Genomic DNA, 17,079 nt, shown 5'->3' with positions numbered 1-17,079 from the left:
GAATCAGGATATTATCTAATTTACTTCATTAACTTTTTGTTCCCAAATCTCAACTAAATTTTTAATAACTTGATCCCAACTATAATTTCCAACGGACTTTAATCCTTGTTTTCCCATTGTTTTTCTTAATATCCTATCATCAATTAATTGTTTTAATTTTTGAGTAAAATCTTCTGGATCTTGAGGTGTATAGATTAATCCATTTTCTCCGTCTTGAACATTCTCAACCAACCCTCCAGCACGGGGAACTAATACGGGAATACCGGACGCAAATGCTTCTAATACTGTTAATCCTCTGGATTCTCGTTCAGATGTGGTAATATGAATATCGCTATTAGCATAAACTGCCGGAACTTGATCATAGGGAACACGACCGAGGAAGTAAACATGACGGGTATATTTTGTTAAACCCTTGATAATTTCATCCTGCATTTGCCCATCCCCAACAATAATAAAACCGACTTTTTCTAAATCGATTTTTTCGGCAACCTTTGCTATGGCTTTTAACGTAAAATTCCACCCTTTATCCGGCGTTAAACGACCGACAAAAATTAATTTAACTAAACCATCTAATTCAGGTAAATTATAATATGTTTTAAAAAAATGTTCTTCTTTTAAATTCGGATCAAATCGTCCCGCATCAAAGCCCGCTAAATTGGCATAAACCGCATTTTTAATTCCCATTTGTGGAGTAATTTGATAGGTAATTTTGCTAGTAAATAAAGTGATATCATAACTATTATAAATCCAAGCAAAAATCTGTCTAACAACTTCTCGGATTATTTCAACGGCAAATTTAGGTAAAGGAATATAATCTTCTGCGTAGGATAAAAACCAAGTTCTAAAAAAGGCAATACAGGGAATTTTAGCTTTTTTCGCATAAGCGATTCCAGCCCGTCTAAAAAATCCAAAAAATAGCCGTTCAGGTTCATCAACATGGATAATATCAGGCTGAAATTGTTCTAATTCTTTTAAAACAATCGAATAGGATTGAATCGAAGGATTTCGCTCAAAATCGATTCCTAAAAACGATGTACTGGGTATATTACAAACCCGAACACCCGGTAAAATATTGCCCGTATACTCTCTCCAATTGGGGTAAATGCTTTCCAGGGTGCTATAGTCAGGACAGAAAAATAAGACTTCATGTCCCCACTCACTTAACCGTTGTAGTCGCATCATGGCGCTGACCGTAACGCCATCAATAACCGGAAAAAAACCAGAGGAAATAATTGCAATTTTCATATTAAACTTTACCTTTATAGTCGTGAGTCCTTTAGGACTCCTATAGAGTCCTGAAGGACTCACTACAGTATTTAGAGATTATCTCGATATGAGCGATTTTTCTAATTTAGTCGATTTATTGCGCGATCGCGCCGAATCTCAACCGGATCAACTGGCTTATCGGTTTTTAGCCGATGGGGAAACCGAGTCAGGAACCTTAACGTATCAACAGTTACATGAACAAGCATTACAAATCGCCTCTTATCTGCAATCTTTTCTATTACCGGGCGATCGCGTTTTAGTCGTTTATCCCTATAGTGCGGGATTAGAATTTATTGCGGCGTTTTTTGGCTGTTTATATGCAGGTGTGATCGCCGTTACTGATAACCCTCCCGTCTCGACCCAAGCTATTCCGAAGCTACAAACCCGTTTAGAATCTTCTCAATGTCGGGCTATTTTAAGTACAGAAACATTAATTCAACATCTACAAACCCAATTCCCCGTAGAGACGCGCCATGGCGCGTCTCTACCTTGGGTTGCGACTGATAGGCTTTTTTCCCAAAACCTCGCTACAACCTGGAAAGAACCGCAAATTAACGGGGATACAATCGCTTTTTTACAATATACTTCCGGTTCAACGGGTACTCCAAAAGGCGTTATCGTCACTCATCAAAATGTTATCCATAATTCCGCCATTATTTATAACGCCTTTGGACATAATCATCAGAGTCAAGGATTAATTTGGCTTCCTTTATTTCATGATATGGGATTAATTGGTGGCGTAATTCAACCCTTATATGGGGGATTTCCTGTCACCTTAATGTCCCCTATTTCTTTAGTACAAAAACCCTTTCGGTGGTTAGAAGCAATATCTCAATATCAAGCCAGCACCAGTGGCGGGCCAAATTTTGCCTATGATTTAGTCTGTCGGACAGCAACTCCAGAAAAGTTAGAAAAGTTAGATTTAAGTTCCTGGGATGTGGCTTTTTCCGGTGCTGAACCTGTACGCTTTGAGACTCTCAAACGGTTTGCAGAAATTTTTGGCCCCTGTGGGTTCAAACCCGAAGCGTTTTACCCCTGTTACGGAATGGCCGAAACCACCCTATTTATTTCTGGGGGAAACAAACACCAAACCCCCCATATTCTCTCGGTCGATGCAGTCGCCTTAGAACAAAATCAAGTGATTATTCAACCGTCAACAAAAACCCGATCTCTTGTTAGTTGTGGCTTCCCTTGGTTGGGAGATGAAGTGATTATTGTTGATCCTGAACAATTAACGCGACGAGATGAAAATCAAGTGGGTGAAATTTTAGTATCTGGAAAAGGTGTGGGTTTGGGATATTGGGGAAAACCCGAAGATACGGAAACCACCTTTAAGGTTTATGTGGATGGACAAGGACCCTATTTACGCACGGGAGATTTAGGGTTTTTGCATGAAGGAGAATTATATATTACCGGACGCATCAAAGACATGATGATTTTGTGGGGAAGAAATCGTTATCCCCAGGAAATTGAAGCCACACTTGATACTTGTCATCCCGCCATTCGTCCGAGTCATAGTGCGGCGTTTTCTATTGAAACAGAAATCGGAGAACAGTTAATTATTGCCTCTGAAATTGAACGACGTTATCTACGGAACTTGAACGTTGAAGAAGTGGTCAATGCTATTCGTCAAGCGGTCGCCGAACAGAATACCGTTGATGTTTTTGGGATCGTATTATTAAAAACAACTACTATTCCTAAAACCACCAGTGGTAAAATTCAACGTCGTGCTTGTCGAACGAAATTCCTAGAAGGCAGTTTAGATATTGTTGGACAATGGCAATTAAATTCAGAATCCAGTCAATTAACAGAACTAGCCAATCGTTCTTAAAAGTCAACCATAGGGTGCGTAGGGGCGGGGTTATCCCGCCCAAGTGCACGCACCAAAACCTTTAATTTCCTATCCCTCAAATCAATATGAAACAAGAACAACTATCAGAAAAAATCAGGTATTTTCTGCTGTATAAATTTGGAACGAAAATATTATGGACGTTTGAAAAATTAATCCCAAAATATTCATTAATTGGAGATACCGCTTTTTTTGAACCTACTCAATTTCAGTGGTCAAAAGAGTTAGAAGCCAATTGGCATTTAATTCGCCAAGAATTAGAGCAAATTCTGAAAGTTCAAGAACAACTACCAAATTTTCAAGATATTTCCCCCGATCAAGGGTATAGTACCACTCAAGATAATTTATGGAAAACCTATTTTTTCTATGGCTATGGAATTAAAGTCGATAAAAATTGCCAACGCTGTCCAGAAACCACTCGTTTAATTGAACAAATTCCAGGGATGAAAACGGCATTTTTTTCAATTTTATTACCCGGAAAACATATTCCTGAACATCGAGGGCCCTATAAAGGGGTGATTCGTTGTTTATTAGGATTAAAAATTCCTGAACCCCGCGAAAAATGTCGAATTCGAGTCGGAGAAGAAACCCGCTATTGGGAAGAAGGAAAATGTATGATTTTTGATGATTCTTTACCCCATGAAGCTTGGAACGAAACCGATGGCGTGAGAGTCGTTTTATTTTTAGATATTATGCGACCCTTACGGTTTCCTTTGTCGATGATTAATGAACTGTTTCTCAAATTAATTACGGTGTCTCCTTTTGTTCAAGACGGTTATGCGAATCAACGGAAATGGGATGTTCGCTTAGAACAAGTCTTTGCTGCCCAGAAGGACAGTATTACCCCACCCTAGAGGCAAAATTCCCCCGTCTGTAACCCCTGATCCGTGATCAACAATTGCTGATTCATTCAAGATTTAAGAGTTAAGAAAATCCTTAATTCTTGAATAATGACTAACTACGGACGGAGGTAAAACACCCCTAGAAATGATAGGATAGACAACAAAACATTACCTATTTTTTTCATGACTGATTCATTTGATTTTTTAAAAGCGACCACTTTAATTGAACTTTTACAACATCGGTCATTGCAGCAACCGAATCAAATTGCTTATACATTTTTAGTCGATGGGGAATCGGAAACGGTTACATTAACCTATCAACAATTAAACCAAAAAGCTCAAACTATTGCGAGTAAATTACAAGCCCTTTGTCAACCGCAAGATCGAATTTTGTTACTGTATCAACCTGGATTAGATTATATTAGTGCGTTTTTCGGTTGTTTATATGCTGGAGTGATTGCTGTTCCCGCCTATCCCCCCCGACCCGATCGCTCCCTTCCTCGTTTACAAGCTATTATTCAAGATACAAATGCCACGATTGCTTTAACGACAGAATCCACCTTATCCAGTTTACAACGGTTTTTTCCGCAAATGTCTGATATTGCGCCGTTAAATTGGTTGACAACCGATATTTTAGAAACAGAAATTGAAAATAATTTCCAACCTCCAGCAATTAATAGTCAAACCCTTGCCTTTTTACAATATACCTCCGGTTCTACCGCAACCCCCAAGGGGGTGATGATTTCCCATGAAAATTTATTACATAATTTAGCAGCCATTTATGATCATTTTGGTCATTCCTCTAATAGTAAAGGGGTTATTTGGTTGCCTCCTTATCATGATATGGGATTAATTGGCGGCGTTTTAGAACCTCTGTTTGGTGGATTTCCCGTTATTTTAATGTCGCCTTTGATGTTTGTTCAAAATCCGTTACGCTGGTTACAAACCATTTCTCGATATCAAGGAACCACCAGTGGGGGGCCTAATTTTGCCTATGATTTATGTGTGAGGAAAGTCTTCGGAAAGGGTGGGGTTAACCCATCGTTACAGTTAGAAAATTTAGATTTAAGTAGTTGGGAAGTGGCATTTAATGGAGCAGAACCGATTAATCATAACGTGATGGAACGATTTACTCAAACCTTTGCTCAATATGGGTTTAAGCGAGAAGCGTTTTATCCTTGTTATGGCATGGCTGAAGCGACTTTAATGATTACCGGAGGCTTAAAAACAGCCACACCCATTTTTAAAACCGTTGATGGAATTGCCTTAAAAAATAACAAGATTATTAGGATTAATGAACCGACCCCTAACTTAACAGAAAATGCTAAAACCTTTGTCGGTTGTGGTCAATGTTTATCGGATCAAACGGTACTGATTGTTAATCCTGAAACCTTGAATCGTTGTCAACCCGAAGAAGTGGGGGAAATTTGGGTTTCTGGGCCGAGCGTGGGACAGGGATATTGGAATAAATCGGAAGAAACGGAAACCTTATTTAAGGCTTATTTAACAACAGGAGAAGGCCCATTTTTAAGAACAGGAGATTTAGGATTTTTAGATGCTGATGAATTATTTATTACCGGGAGAATTAAAGACATTATTATTATTAACGGTCGCAACCATTATCCCCAAGATATTGAATGGACAGTTGAACAAAGTCACCCGTTGATTCGTCCCAGTGGAGTAGCTGGATTTTCGATTGATGTGGATGGAGAAGAACGGTTAGTCGTGGCGGTCGAGATGGAACGTCAATATTGGCAACAACTCCGTACTCAGGAAAATGGTAACGGTTCAGCCAAAACCTCGATTAAACAGCAGGTGATTCAAGCCATTCGTCGGGTTATCTCTCAAAATCATGATTTACAGGTTTATGCCGCAGTCTTGTTAAAACCCGGAAGCTTACCGAAAACTTCCAGTGGTAAAATTCAACGCCATGCTTGTCGTTCTAGTTTTTTAGCCGGAAACTTAGGCGAGTAAAAAGTAGGGAAGGAATAGGGAATTTGTAGGATACAGCGATCGCAGCACACGCACCAACTCCCAACAGGAATCAGGGATTTAGACAGATTTGAGGAATTTCACCTTGTTACACCTATCCTCGCTGACTAACGGTCAGTAACTAACCACTAACTCCCAACGACTAACTCTTAAACTGATAACTGATGACTGATGACTGATTACTGATATCTTGGGATGCTAAAGTTTTATGGTGATGGAGGAGTGAGCCATGCAAGTGTTAAATGCGTCTATGAATGGGACAAAACCCCAACAACCATCGGGAACGGTGCATCATCCAGAGTGGTCGGTGAATGGCCTTGAATCTTTCCAGTCTGTTAGCACAATTGAGGAATGGTTAGTTAGTCAACTGTCAGAACGGTTGGGGTTAGAAGCGTCAGAGATTGATACAGAGGAGGATTTTGCCAATTATGGCCTCAACTCCATCGAAGCGATTAATCTCTCTGGAGACTTAGAAACCATTTTAGGTCGCCGCCTTCCCCCGACTTTGTTGTGGGATTATCCCAATATTGCCACCTTGGCTGAATATTTAGCGACTCACGCTAAACTCGATATCGCTCAATATCAGAATGGCATTTCCCCTGAAGATGCTGAACATCTTTTGCATCATTTGGATCAATTGTCGGATGCAGAGGTTGATAGTTTATTAAATATTTTATTAGCGGAACAGGAAGACAACAATGATTAATTTATCGCCATCAGTGAGTCAGTTATCCTCTCAAGAAAAGCGATCGCTCCTGGCAGACTTACTGCGGAAAAAAGCAGAATCTATTTCCCTTCCTGAGATTCCTGCCGAATATTATCAATTTAATCAATTTCCCGAATATCTGCATCTGAAACAACAACAGCAAGAACTGGCGGCTTTAGGATTAGGAAACCCCTTTTTTAGGGCGCAAGAAGGCATTGCCAATGATCAAGCCAGGATTGGAGGTCAGGATTATATTAATTATGCCACTTATAATTATTTAGGAATGTGTGGCGATCCGAAGGTTTCTCAAGGTGCAAAAGAGGCAATTGATCGATATGGAACCTCTGCGGGAGCCAGTCGGTTATTATCGGGTGAAAAAATCATCCACCAAGAATTAGAACGAGAAATTGCTGATTTTATTGGGGTGGAAGATAGTATTGTTTTTGTCGGGGGTCATGCCACCAATGTAACAACGGTGGGGCATTTATTCGGACAACATGATTTGATTTTGCATGATGCCCTGAGTCATAATAGTTTAATGCAAGGGGCTGTTTTATCGGGAGCAACGGCGATCGCATTTCCCCATAATGATTGCCAAGCTTTAGAGCGAATGTTACGAGAACGGCGTCATCGCTATCAACGGGTTTTAATTATTGTGGAAGGGGTTTATAGTACCGATGGAGATATTTCAAATTTACCGGAATTGATCGAGATTAAAAAACGTCATAAAGCCTTTTTAATGGTGGATGAAGCTCACTCCATTGGGGTTTTAGGAAAACAGGGTCGGGGGATTAGTGAATATTTTGGCATGAATCCCCATGATGTTGATTTATGGATGGGAACTTTAAGCAAATCCTTTGCCAGTTGTGGCGGATATATTGCTGGATCTCAAGCGTTAATTGAATATCTGAAATATACTGCCCCTGGATTTGTTTTTAGTGTGGGGATTTCTCCCCCAAATGCCGCTTCTGTAATTGCCGCTATTCGCTTGTTAAAAACTGAATCTAAACGAGTTGAACAGTTACATCAACGGGCGCAATTGTTTTTAACCTTAGCCAAAGATCAAGGGTTAAATACAGGATTAAGTCAAGATTCTCCCGTAATTCCGATTATTGTGGGAGATTCTTGGAAGTCGGTGCAACTGTCTCAAAATTTGTTTAACCGGGGAATTAATGTACCCTTTATGTTTTATCCCTCTGTGCCTAAAAATGGAGCTCGTTTGCGATTTTTTATTACTTGCAACCACACCGAAGAACAAATTCGTTATACTGTAGACACTCTTGCCGAAGAAGTGGCAAAATTACCAGAAAATCATTGATTTTTGCAGAATTTAGCTACCTTGGGCATTATCCTGTAAAGGGTTCATAATAATGCGTGTTCTTCTAATTTATCCCATCTTTCCCCAAAGTTTCTGGTCATTTGAAAAAGCCCTCGCCTTAGTAAACCGTAAGGCTTTACTTCCGCCTTTAGGTTTAATTACGGTAGCGGCAATTTTACCCCAATCTTGGGAGTTTAAATTAGTAGACCGAAACGTTCGAGACATCACAGAAGCGGAATGGAATTGGGCAGAATTGGTGATGATTTCCGCCATGATTGTCCAAAAAGATGATTTTTTAGCTCAAATTCGAGAAGCTAAACGACGGGGTAAAAAAGTCGCTGTGGGTGGCCCCTATCCCACATCCACTCCCCAAGAAGCTGAACTAGCTGGTGCTGATTTTTTAGTCTTAGATGAAGGGGAAATTACCTTACCTTTATTAGTGGAAGCCTTAGAGCGTGGGGATTCTAAGGGAGTTTTTCGCATAGAAGGAGATAAACCCGATGTCACCACATCCCCCACGCCTCGCTTTGATTTATTGGATAAGAATGCCTATGATATGATCTCGCTCCAATTTTCACGGGGTTGTCCGTTTCAGTGTGAGTTTTGTGATATTATTGTGTTATATGGTCGTAAACCTCGAACTAAAACCCCGGCTCAATTTATAGCAGAATTGGATCGATTACGGGAATTAGGATTTAAGCAGGGAATTTTCCTCGTTGATGATAACTTTATTGGCAATAAACGCAATGTTAAGTTATTACTGAGGGAATTAAAAGTATGGATGAAAGAAAATAACTATCCCTTCCGAATATCAACGGAAGCATCCATTGATTTAGCTCAAGATCAAGAATTAATGGATTTGATGGTTGAATGTAACTTTAGGGCGGTGTTTTTAGGCATTGAAACCCCCGATGAAGATAGCCTAAATTTAACTAAAAAATATCAAAATACTCGTGATTCCCTGAGTGAATCTGTTGAAAAAATTATCCGGTCTGGATTACGGGTGATGGCAGGATTTATTATTGGGTTTGATGGAGAAAAACCTGGGGCGGGCGATCGCATTGTTCGGTTTGTAGAAAAAACTACAATTCCCATTGCTATGTTTAGTATGTTGCAAGCTTTACCGAATACCGCCCTTTGGCATCGTTTAGAAAAAGAAGGACGATTAATTACCCAAACGGGAAATGTTAATCAAACCACCTTAATGAATTTTATTCCCACTCGACCCATTGAAGACATTGCCCATGAATATGTTAATGGGTTTTGGGAATTATACGACCCCCAACGATATTTAGATCGAACCTATCGACATTTTATGATGATCGGCGAACCTAAAACCAATTCCATTGGCGGTAAATTAGTGGATTTGACAACGCTACGCGCCCTCTTTATTTTATGTTGGTATCAAGGAGTTGTACGGAAAACTCGTTGGACATTTTGGCGCTATTTATGGAATATTTTAAGATACAAACCTCGTGTTTTAGATCATTATTTAGTGGTTTGTGGACAAGTAGAACATTTCTATGAATATCGCGCCATTGTTAAAGAAAAAATTGAACGTCAACTCCAAGACCTACCCGTAGAAACCCAGCGTCAGCTAACGACTATTGCTCAATAGTTTACCGAAACCGGGTTTTTGAACAGCAGAAACTCGGTTTCTTCGGTTGTGTGGGTTACTCCTGCTGTTTTCTGTATTTTGACCCTATCCTGTGGGAAAATTAATTCAATTGTTTTGTTAATCAAACTTCCACTGAGAAAAAAACAGTGCCTCCGACTTATCTACACCAACATCGGAATATGAGGGTTGCTCAAACACGACGTCAGTTTTTGCAGACTTCCGTTGCAGCGATGGTGGCATCGTCCCTCTCAAGCTGTGGTTGGACGTTAGCTGAAGTCAAAACAACCCCCAATACCCAGGTGTCCTCAGATACCTTGTACCTCTATACTTGGGCAGGTTACACCGATCAAGATTTATTAGATCGGTTTCGAGAGGAAACCGGGTTAAAAGTTGTGGCGGATGTCTTCGACTCTAACGAAGCCATGTTAGCACGACTACAAGCGGGAGGAGCCGGAGCTTATAGTGTCATCTATCCTTCCGAATATATGGTTCAGAAAATGGCAGCATTAGGGCTATTAACTGAACTGGATCGCTCCTTATTAGTAGGATTAGAAGATTTATTTCCGCAATTTCAAGACCCGGGTTATGACCCTGGAGGTCGTTTTAGTGTGCCGATTAGTTGGGGAACAACGGGGTTAATTTTTAATTCAAAAACTCTTAAAAATTATCCTCAAGATTGGAATTATCTTTGGCAAAATAAAGAACAATTATCAAAGCGGTTCACGTTACTGAATGATGTCCGAGAAGTAATGGGAGCCACATTAAGAATGTTAGGTTATTCTTATAATGCCACTGATCCCAATCAAATTCGTCAAGCTTATGAAAAATTAGTGACATTACGTCCAGCGATCGCTTCTTTTTCAACGGATTCTTGGCGACCTCAAATGATTGTTGGAGATTTATTTGTTGCCATGTGTTATTCCTCCGATGCTGCCGAAATTATGGAGGAAAATGAGGATTTAAGATATATTACTCCTGATAGTGGATCATCGTTATGGACGGATACAATGGTGATTCCTAAAAGTGCTCCTAACCCCGATGCCGCCTATAAATGGATTAATTTTATGTTGCAACCGGACATTGCAGCAACCTTAGTTAAACGATTAAAATTTGCCACGCCTTCAAGATTAGCCTATGAAAGATTACCGGAATTTTTAAGAAATGATCCGACTTTATTTCCGCCTGAATCTGTTATTGCTAGGAGTGAAGCAATTTCCCCCGTCGGTAAAGCCACTGAAATTTATGAACGATATTGGACACAATTAACCAGTTAGGTGTTGACTATTAACCGTTAACCCACAACCAAAAACCGACAACAAAACTATGGCTATTTCCACAAAAACTCCGATGACTTCTCCTCCACAACCTGTTAAAAAGGGATGGCGACAACGAGCGTCTCAATGGCTGGGGCCTTTGGTTTTATTAGGGCCGTCTGGGTTGTGGTTATTACTCTTATTAGTATTCCCAACATTACTAATTTTTGAACTGAGTTTAGTTAAGGATATTCGTCCTGGGGATTTAGTCATTCCCAATGGTATTGATAATTATTTGCGGGTATTTGAACCGATTAATTTATTAGTGATTTGGCGATCGCTATATTTTGCCTTTGGAACGACAGTTTTGTGTTTATTATTAGGATTTCCCGTTGCTTATTGGATTGCTCAATTAGCTCCTAAACGCTGGCGAAATGTAATCTTATTAGCCTTTGTTTTACCGTTGTGGACATCTTCTTTATTAAGAACCTATGCTTGGATTACCATATTAAGACCGACGGGGGTTTTAAATTCAGTATTAGGATTAATTGGATTACCTGCTTTAGAATTATTGAATCGAACTCCGGCGGTTTTAATTGGTATGGCCTATAGTTATTTACCTTATATGGTGACGGTTTTATATGCCTCTTTAGAAAAATTAGATCGGCGATTATTAGAAGCCTCCGCCGATTTAGGAGCCAGACCTGTTGAAACCTTTTGGAAAGTCACAGTTCCCCAAACCTTACCCGGTATTGCTGCCGGATCATTGCTGGTGTTTATTAGTACAATGGGGGATTTTGTAGACCCAGAATTATTGGGGGGAGCATCAAGTATGACGGTTTCTCGATTAATTTATAATCAATTTTTAGGCTTAACTCAAAATTGGGGCTTTGGTTCAGCATTAAGTATGGTGTTAATATTTGGAGTCAGTATTGCCATCGCACTTTTAATTAAATACGGGGATGCTAAACCTTCTCGCTAATAGGAATTAGGAAGAATTTATGCAAGACATTAAACAACAACCAGAGGAGATGCTTGATATGGCTTCTAAACCAAAGTTTAGAATTTCTTGGCAGGTGATTTTTGTCGGTTTAATGTTTTTTTATATGTACCTGCCGATTTTGGTTTTAACGTTTTATAGCTTTAATAAATCTCGATATAGTGCAGGCTGGGAGGGGTTTACCCTAGAATGGTATATTAAATTATTTCAAGATAGCCGCATTTTAACTGCTTTAAAAAATAGTTTAACGGTGGGAATTTGTGCCGTCGGAATTGCGGCGGTTATTGGTACATTAATGGCCGTAGGATTAGCCCGTTATCGTTTCCCCGGAAAAGGACTTTATCAAGGGGTTTCCTATTTACCGTTAATTATTCCTGATATTGCGATGGCGGTTGCAACTTTGGTGTTTTTAGCCGCCGTTGCTATTCCTCTGAGTTTATGGACAATTGTAGCCGCCCATGTGGTGTTTTGTTTAGCTTATGTTGCCTTAGTGGTTTCAACGAGATTAGCAGATTTAGATCCCCATTTAGAAGAAGCCGCATTAGATTTAGGGGCGACTCCCATCGAAGCATTTATTCAAGTTTTATTACCTCAATTAATGCCAGGGATTATATCAGGCTGTTTACTGGCTTTTGTGTTAAGTATGGATGATTTTTTAATTGCTAGTTTTACGGCTGGAAGTGGAGCAAATACATTACCAATGGAAATTTTTAGTCGCATTAGAACTGGGGTAAAACCTGATATTAATGCCTTAAGTGTAATCTTAATTATCGCTTCTGGATTTTTAGCAATATTTGGGGAATATTTACGCAGTCAAGGGGAAGGAAAAAGAATGAAAAATTAGCCCAGGGTTGTTTCATAATTTAACGTAGGGTGCGTAAGGCAAAACCGCACGCACCATCTACAATTGGTGAAAGTGATCACAGCCTAATGGGAAAATCTATTCAGGTTTTCCTATGACAATTTAACGTAGGGTGCGTAAGGCGCAGACGCACGCACCATCTATGATAAAAAATGCCATTGCAAATCAATTTTTCCATTACCCATTGCCTATTCCCGTTTATATTAATAGATTTTAAGTTGATGGAGCAATCGCATTGTAGGGCATATTCCTATCTCTGAGACATTTTTGGTGCGTGCGGCTTCGCCTTACGCACCCTACAGAAGAAAAAATCAAGCTGGAATTGTTAAAAAAAAATTAAAATTATGTCAAAAAGCGTTGATTCATGTTATAATTTAATTTAATTTAATTTAATTTAATTTAATTTAATTTAATTTAATTTTTTATTTATTGATTTAATAATTGATTTAATTATTTTAATTAAAATTAAATTAAAAAAAAATTTACGGACTAAACTCATTAACAACAATGGCTCGGACAATTTTTAGATAAACGGCTAAAATCTTGATTTTATGGTTTGCCAGCTTGCTATTCTGGAGTCTGAACCCCCCGCTACCCATCACAAAATATCCGAAATATTGTTACCAACAAAACTAAACTTGAAAACCTTGACCGATTGTTTTTAATCGGTCTACTGGTTTTTTATCCATAAAAATTTTACGGAATAAGGATTGTAGGATTATGACACAATATCCTCAAGACCCTAGCATTGAGCCGCTAGAAAAATTTTTTGTGGTGGGAATCGGAGCATCAGCCGGAGGATTACAGCCGTTAGAACTATTTTTTACTAACTTACCGAATAATCCGGGTGCGGCTTTTGTGGTGGTGCAACATCTTTCTCCTGATTTTCCGACTTTCATGCCCGAATTAATCCAAAGACGGACTTCACTGGAAGTTAAACTCATCGAAGATAGAATGCAGTTACAGCCCAATTGCATCTATATATTACCGCCTCGTTATGATGTAAAAGTTGAACAAAATTATTTACGACTGCAAGAACATACGGGTGATCAAATTAATTATCCCATCAATGTTTTTTTTCATTCCTTAGCAGAAGAATGGGGGGAAAAAGTCATCGGTATTTTGCTATCGGGAATTGGAAACGATGGTACAGAGGGATTACAAGTTATTAGTCAAATTTTAGATGCGGTTTTTGAGCTTTGTTTGACAGAACAACGTTTAACTTGTGTATTAGTGAATCAAGACTGCAAATTAGTTCATGTTTTTCATAATGGTGCTCATCTCCTTTCCCTTCCTACCGGACAGCCTAAATTAGAGATTACTGAACTGGTTCCTACTCCTTTACAATTACCCCTGAGAACCGCTCTACATCGAGCCAAACGAGATCAACAAAATGTTTTGTATACGGGCATTCATTTAACTCGAAATGGCATCAATGAGGTCGTTAATTTAAAAATAGCATTTCCGCGTAAAGACCTGATTATGAATGAATTGATGTTGATTTTATTAGAGGTAGAAACCGATTTAAAAGATGAATCTAACAAAACTGAGTTTGAGGTGGATATTGAACCGAGCCAACAAATTACTGAGTTAGAATATGAACTCCAACAAACGCGAGAAAATCTACAAGCCACCATTGAAGAATTAAAAACGACGAATGAAGAACAACAGGCAACCAATGAAGAATTACTGGCTTTTAATGAGGAATTGCAAAGTACCAATGAAGAATTACAGTCTGTGAATGAAGAACTGTATACCGTCAATGCCGAATATCAACTTCAAATTCAACAACTCACGGAACTGACCGCCGATGTTGATAATTTATTACGGAGTACCAATATCGGGGTAATCTTCCTTGATAATCATCTCAATATTAGAAAATTTACGCCAATAGCTAGTAATATTATTAATATCATTCCGTCAGACGTTAATCGCCCATTAACCCATTTTACCCACAATTTAAACTGTCCTAACTTTGTCGAAATTTTATCAAATTTTGTGGTGCAGCAAATTCCGATTGAACTAGAAGTTATCAATCAAATCACAGGGGAAAGCCTGTTAATGCGAGTGAATAGTTATCGAGGGGAAGATAGCAATAATCAGGGTATAGTTATTACTTTTGTCAATATTAATGAATTAAAAAGTATCCAAAATGCACTGCAAGCCAGTAAGAATTGGTTAGAAAATATTTATAGTAATAGTCCTGTGGGATTATGTTTACTCGATCAAGACCTCAAATTTGTAAAAATTAATGAAAACTTAGCCAAGATTAATCACTTGTCTGTCGCAGAATGTTTAGGGAAAACTGGACAGGAGTTATTTCCAGACTGGGCTAATATTTATGAACCTTTCATGCGTCAAGTCTTAGAAACAGGTGAAGCGATTAGAAATGTGGAATTTCAAACTTTAACACCTATATTTAAACAAACTAGATACTGGATTGGCAATTATTATCCAGTTGTGTTAGAAAATCAACAACCCGGAGTCGGTGCAGTGTTCACAGAAATTACCCAACAAAAACAAATTCAACAGGAACTCGAAAGATCACAAAATTGCCTGGAAGAAGCTCAAAGTATTGCCCATCTTGGGAATTGGCAATTAAATCTTCAGACGCAAAAAGTTCGCTGGTCAAAGGAATTGTTTAACATTATTGGTTTTGATTTTAATCTGGGAGAACCTAGTTTACAGCAGTTAATTACAAAAATCCATATTGACGATCAAGTTGAATTTAGACAAGCTTTAGAGCAACTCAAAACTCAAGGAACTAGCTATAATCTCGATTGTAGAATTATTCGTCATTATGATGGGGTGATTCGTTATATTAATGCCATTGGTAAACCCATTTATAACGAGCAAAATCAGATTACTGATATCTATGGAACAATTCTTGATATTAGCGATCGCAAACAAGCCGAAATAGCGCTATCCAAAGCCAAAGAAGCCGCCGAAGCCGGGACAAAAGCCAAAAGTGACTTTCTCGCCAATATGAGTCACGAAATCCGCACCCCCATGAATGGTCTGATTGGAATTACCCAAGTTCTTTCGCGCACCAACCTTTCTGATGAACAAAAAAAATTAGTCAATATGATTCGAGAAAGCGGTAATCACCTATTAAAAATTATTAATGATATTTTAAATTTCTCCAAAATTGAGTCGGGTCATATAGAGCTTGAAGAGCAGCGTTTTATTTTAACAGATGTGATTCAATCGGTTTGTGATCTGCTCCAGGGAGAGGTGTTAAACAAAAAAATTGACCTGACCTATGAAATTGATTCTGATATTCCCACTGAGTTTTTAGGAGATAGTTTCCGGTTGAGCCAAATTCTCTTAAATCTAGTTGGAAATGCGGTTAAATTTACCGATCAAGGTATTGTTAAGATTACGGTCAATGGTCAACTGATTTCTGGAAACAAACAGCAACAACTAGCCTTAAATCAAGGAGAATACTATGAGTTAATGATTGCTATTCACGATCAAGGAATTGGCATTGAGAATCATCAATTAAATCAGTTATTTCAACCCTTTACCCAAGGAGATACTTCTATGAGCCGCAAATATGGGGGTACAGGTTTAGGTTTAGTGATTAGTCAGAATTTAATTAATTTAATGGGTGGAAAAATTTGGGTTGAAAGTTTTGGTAATATTGGGGGAAATCCGCCTCAAAATTGGGTTTTTAATTCAGAAATTTCTCAAACTCAAGGTTCAATTTTTTATTTTACCTTGGTACTCCAGATGATTGCTGAGATTGATATGAATGCACCAACAACTCCAGAATCAGATCAACCGGAAATAATATTTGATCAAGTTCCTCTCAAAATTTTGATTGCTGATGATGATCTGATTAATCAACAATTTCTCCTATTGCTCTTTGACGAATTTTGTTGCTATACTGCCGATATTGTTAATAATGGATTAGAAGTATTAGAAAAGTTAAAAACGCAATCTTATGATGTGATTTTTATGGATATGCAGATGCCACAAATGGATGGTATAACCGCCACAAAAATGATTCGCCAATCTGCCCAAGCTCAACCCTGGATTATTGCTGTTACAGCTAATATTTTGGATGAAAAGATCGAACAATGTTTTCAAGCCGGGATGAATGATTATCTGAGTAAACCCATTCTAGTTGAAAATTTTCTGCACGTTCTTTCTAAATATTGCAGGGAACAGGGAATAGGGAACAGGCAATAGAGAACAGTAAATCCCTGTAGAGGGAGGCAGCATGGCGCGTCTCTACTAATTCAACGTGAGTTCGACAGAGTGCGATCGCCTCTAAACAGCAGAGTAGAAAAGCGATGTGCTTCCGGCAGGATGGGGTAGGTGAGATCGCTTCGCCACCGCTTGGGACGGTCGGAGCGGTTCAACACTCA

11 protein-coding genes are annotated in these 17,079 nt (G+C 38.8%); 10 read left to right on the top strand and 1 reads right to left on the bottom strand.

All coding sequences use genetic code 11. The features are described from left to right. Positions 1-15 precede the first annotated feature (15 nt). The gene (locus IQ236_RS18975; protein ID WP_193870745.1) at positions 16-1,245 is read right to left on the bottom strand and encodes a glycosyltransferase; all 1,230 of its coding nucleotides are present in this window, start codon (positions 1,243-1,245) and stop codon (positions 16-18) included. Between the two features lie 88 nt (positions 1,246-1,333). On the opposite strand from IQ236_RS18975, the gene IQ236_RS18970 reads away from it, so the two are divergent. The 10 genes from IQ236_RS18970 to IQ236_RS18925 all read left to right on the top strand — a co-directional run bounded on the left by IQ236_RS18970 (position 1,334) and on the right by IQ236_RS18925 (position 16,900). Continuing rightward, a complete protein-coding gene (locus IQ236_RS18970; RefSeq protein ID WP_193870744.1) occupies positions 1,334-3,097 on the top strand; it encodes a fatty acyl-AMP ligase in 1,764 nt (587 codons plus the stop codon). Positions 3,098-3,183: 86 nt separating this feature from the next. After that, positions 3,184-3,969, top strand: a complete 786-nt coding sequence (locus IQ236_RS18965) for an aspartyl/asparaginyl beta-hydroxylase domain-containing protein (RefSeq protein WP_193870743.1) — start codon at positions 3,184-3,186, stop codon at positions 3,967-3,969. 171 nt (positions 3,970-4,140) lie between these two features. Beyond that, a complete protein-coding gene (locus IQ236_RS18960) occupies positions 4,141-5,931 on the top strand; it encodes a fatty acyl-AMP ligase (RefSeq protein WP_193870742.1) in 1,791 nt (596 codons plus the stop codon). 247 nt (positions 5,932-6,178) lie between these two features. Then, positions 6,179-6,655, top strand: a complete 477-nt coding sequence (locus tag IQ236_RS18955; protein ID WP_193870741.1) for an acyl carrier protein — start codon at positions 6,179-6,181, stop codon at positions 6,653-6,655. Then, positions 6,648-7,973, top strand: a complete 1,326-nt coding sequence (locus IQ236_RS18950) for an aminotransferase class I/II-fold pyridoxal phosphate-dependent enzyme (protein ID WP_193870740.1) — start codon at positions 6,648-6,650, stop codon at positions 7,971-7,973. Before IQ236_RS18955 ends, IQ236_RS18950 begins: the two co-directional genes overlap by 8 nt. A 52-nt stretch (positions 7,974-8,025) precedes the next feature. Continuing rightward, complete coding sequence (locus tag IQ236_RS18945; RefSeq protein ID WP_193870739.1) at positions 8,026-9,591, top strand: B12-binding domain-containing radical SAM protein; 1,566 nt, start codon at positions 8,026-8,028, stop codon at positions 9,589-9,591. 179 nt (positions 9,592-9,770) lie between these two features. Further along, complete coding sequence (locus IQ236_RS18940; RefSeq protein WP_193870761.1) at positions 9,771-10,865, top strand: polyamine ABC transporter substrate-binding protein; 1,095 nt, start codon at positions 9,771-9,773, stop codon at positions 10,863-10,865. 49 nt (positions 10,866-10,914) lie between these two features. After that, entirely contained in the window at positions 10,915-11,826 is a 912-nt protein-coding gene (locus IQ236_RS18935) for an ABC transporter permease (protein ID WP_193870738.1), read from the top strand. A gap of 19 nt (positions 11,827-11,845) precedes the next feature. Beyond that, the gene (locus IQ236_RS18930) at positions 11,846-12,688 is read left to right on the top strand and encodes an ABC transporter permease (RefSeq protein WP_193870737.1); all 843 of its coding nucleotides are present in this window, start codon (positions 11,846-11,848) and stop codon (positions 12,686-12,688) included. Between the two features lie 738 nt (positions 12,689-13,426). Then, positions 13,427-16,900, top strand: coding sequence for a chemotaxis protein CheB (locus IQ236_RS18925; protein WP_193870736.1), 3,474 nt, complete (start codon positions 13,427-13,429; stop codon positions 16,898-16,900). The last annotated feature ends 179 nt before the right edge of the window (positions 16,901-17,079 follow it).

The organism is Planktothrix mougeotii LEGE 06226 (assembly GCF_015207485.1).
Lineage (GTDB): Bacteria > Cyanobacteriota > Cyanobacteriia > Cyanobacteriales > Microcoleaceae > Planktothrix.
This window is presented reverse-complemented; position numbering and strand designations above follow the sequence as displayed.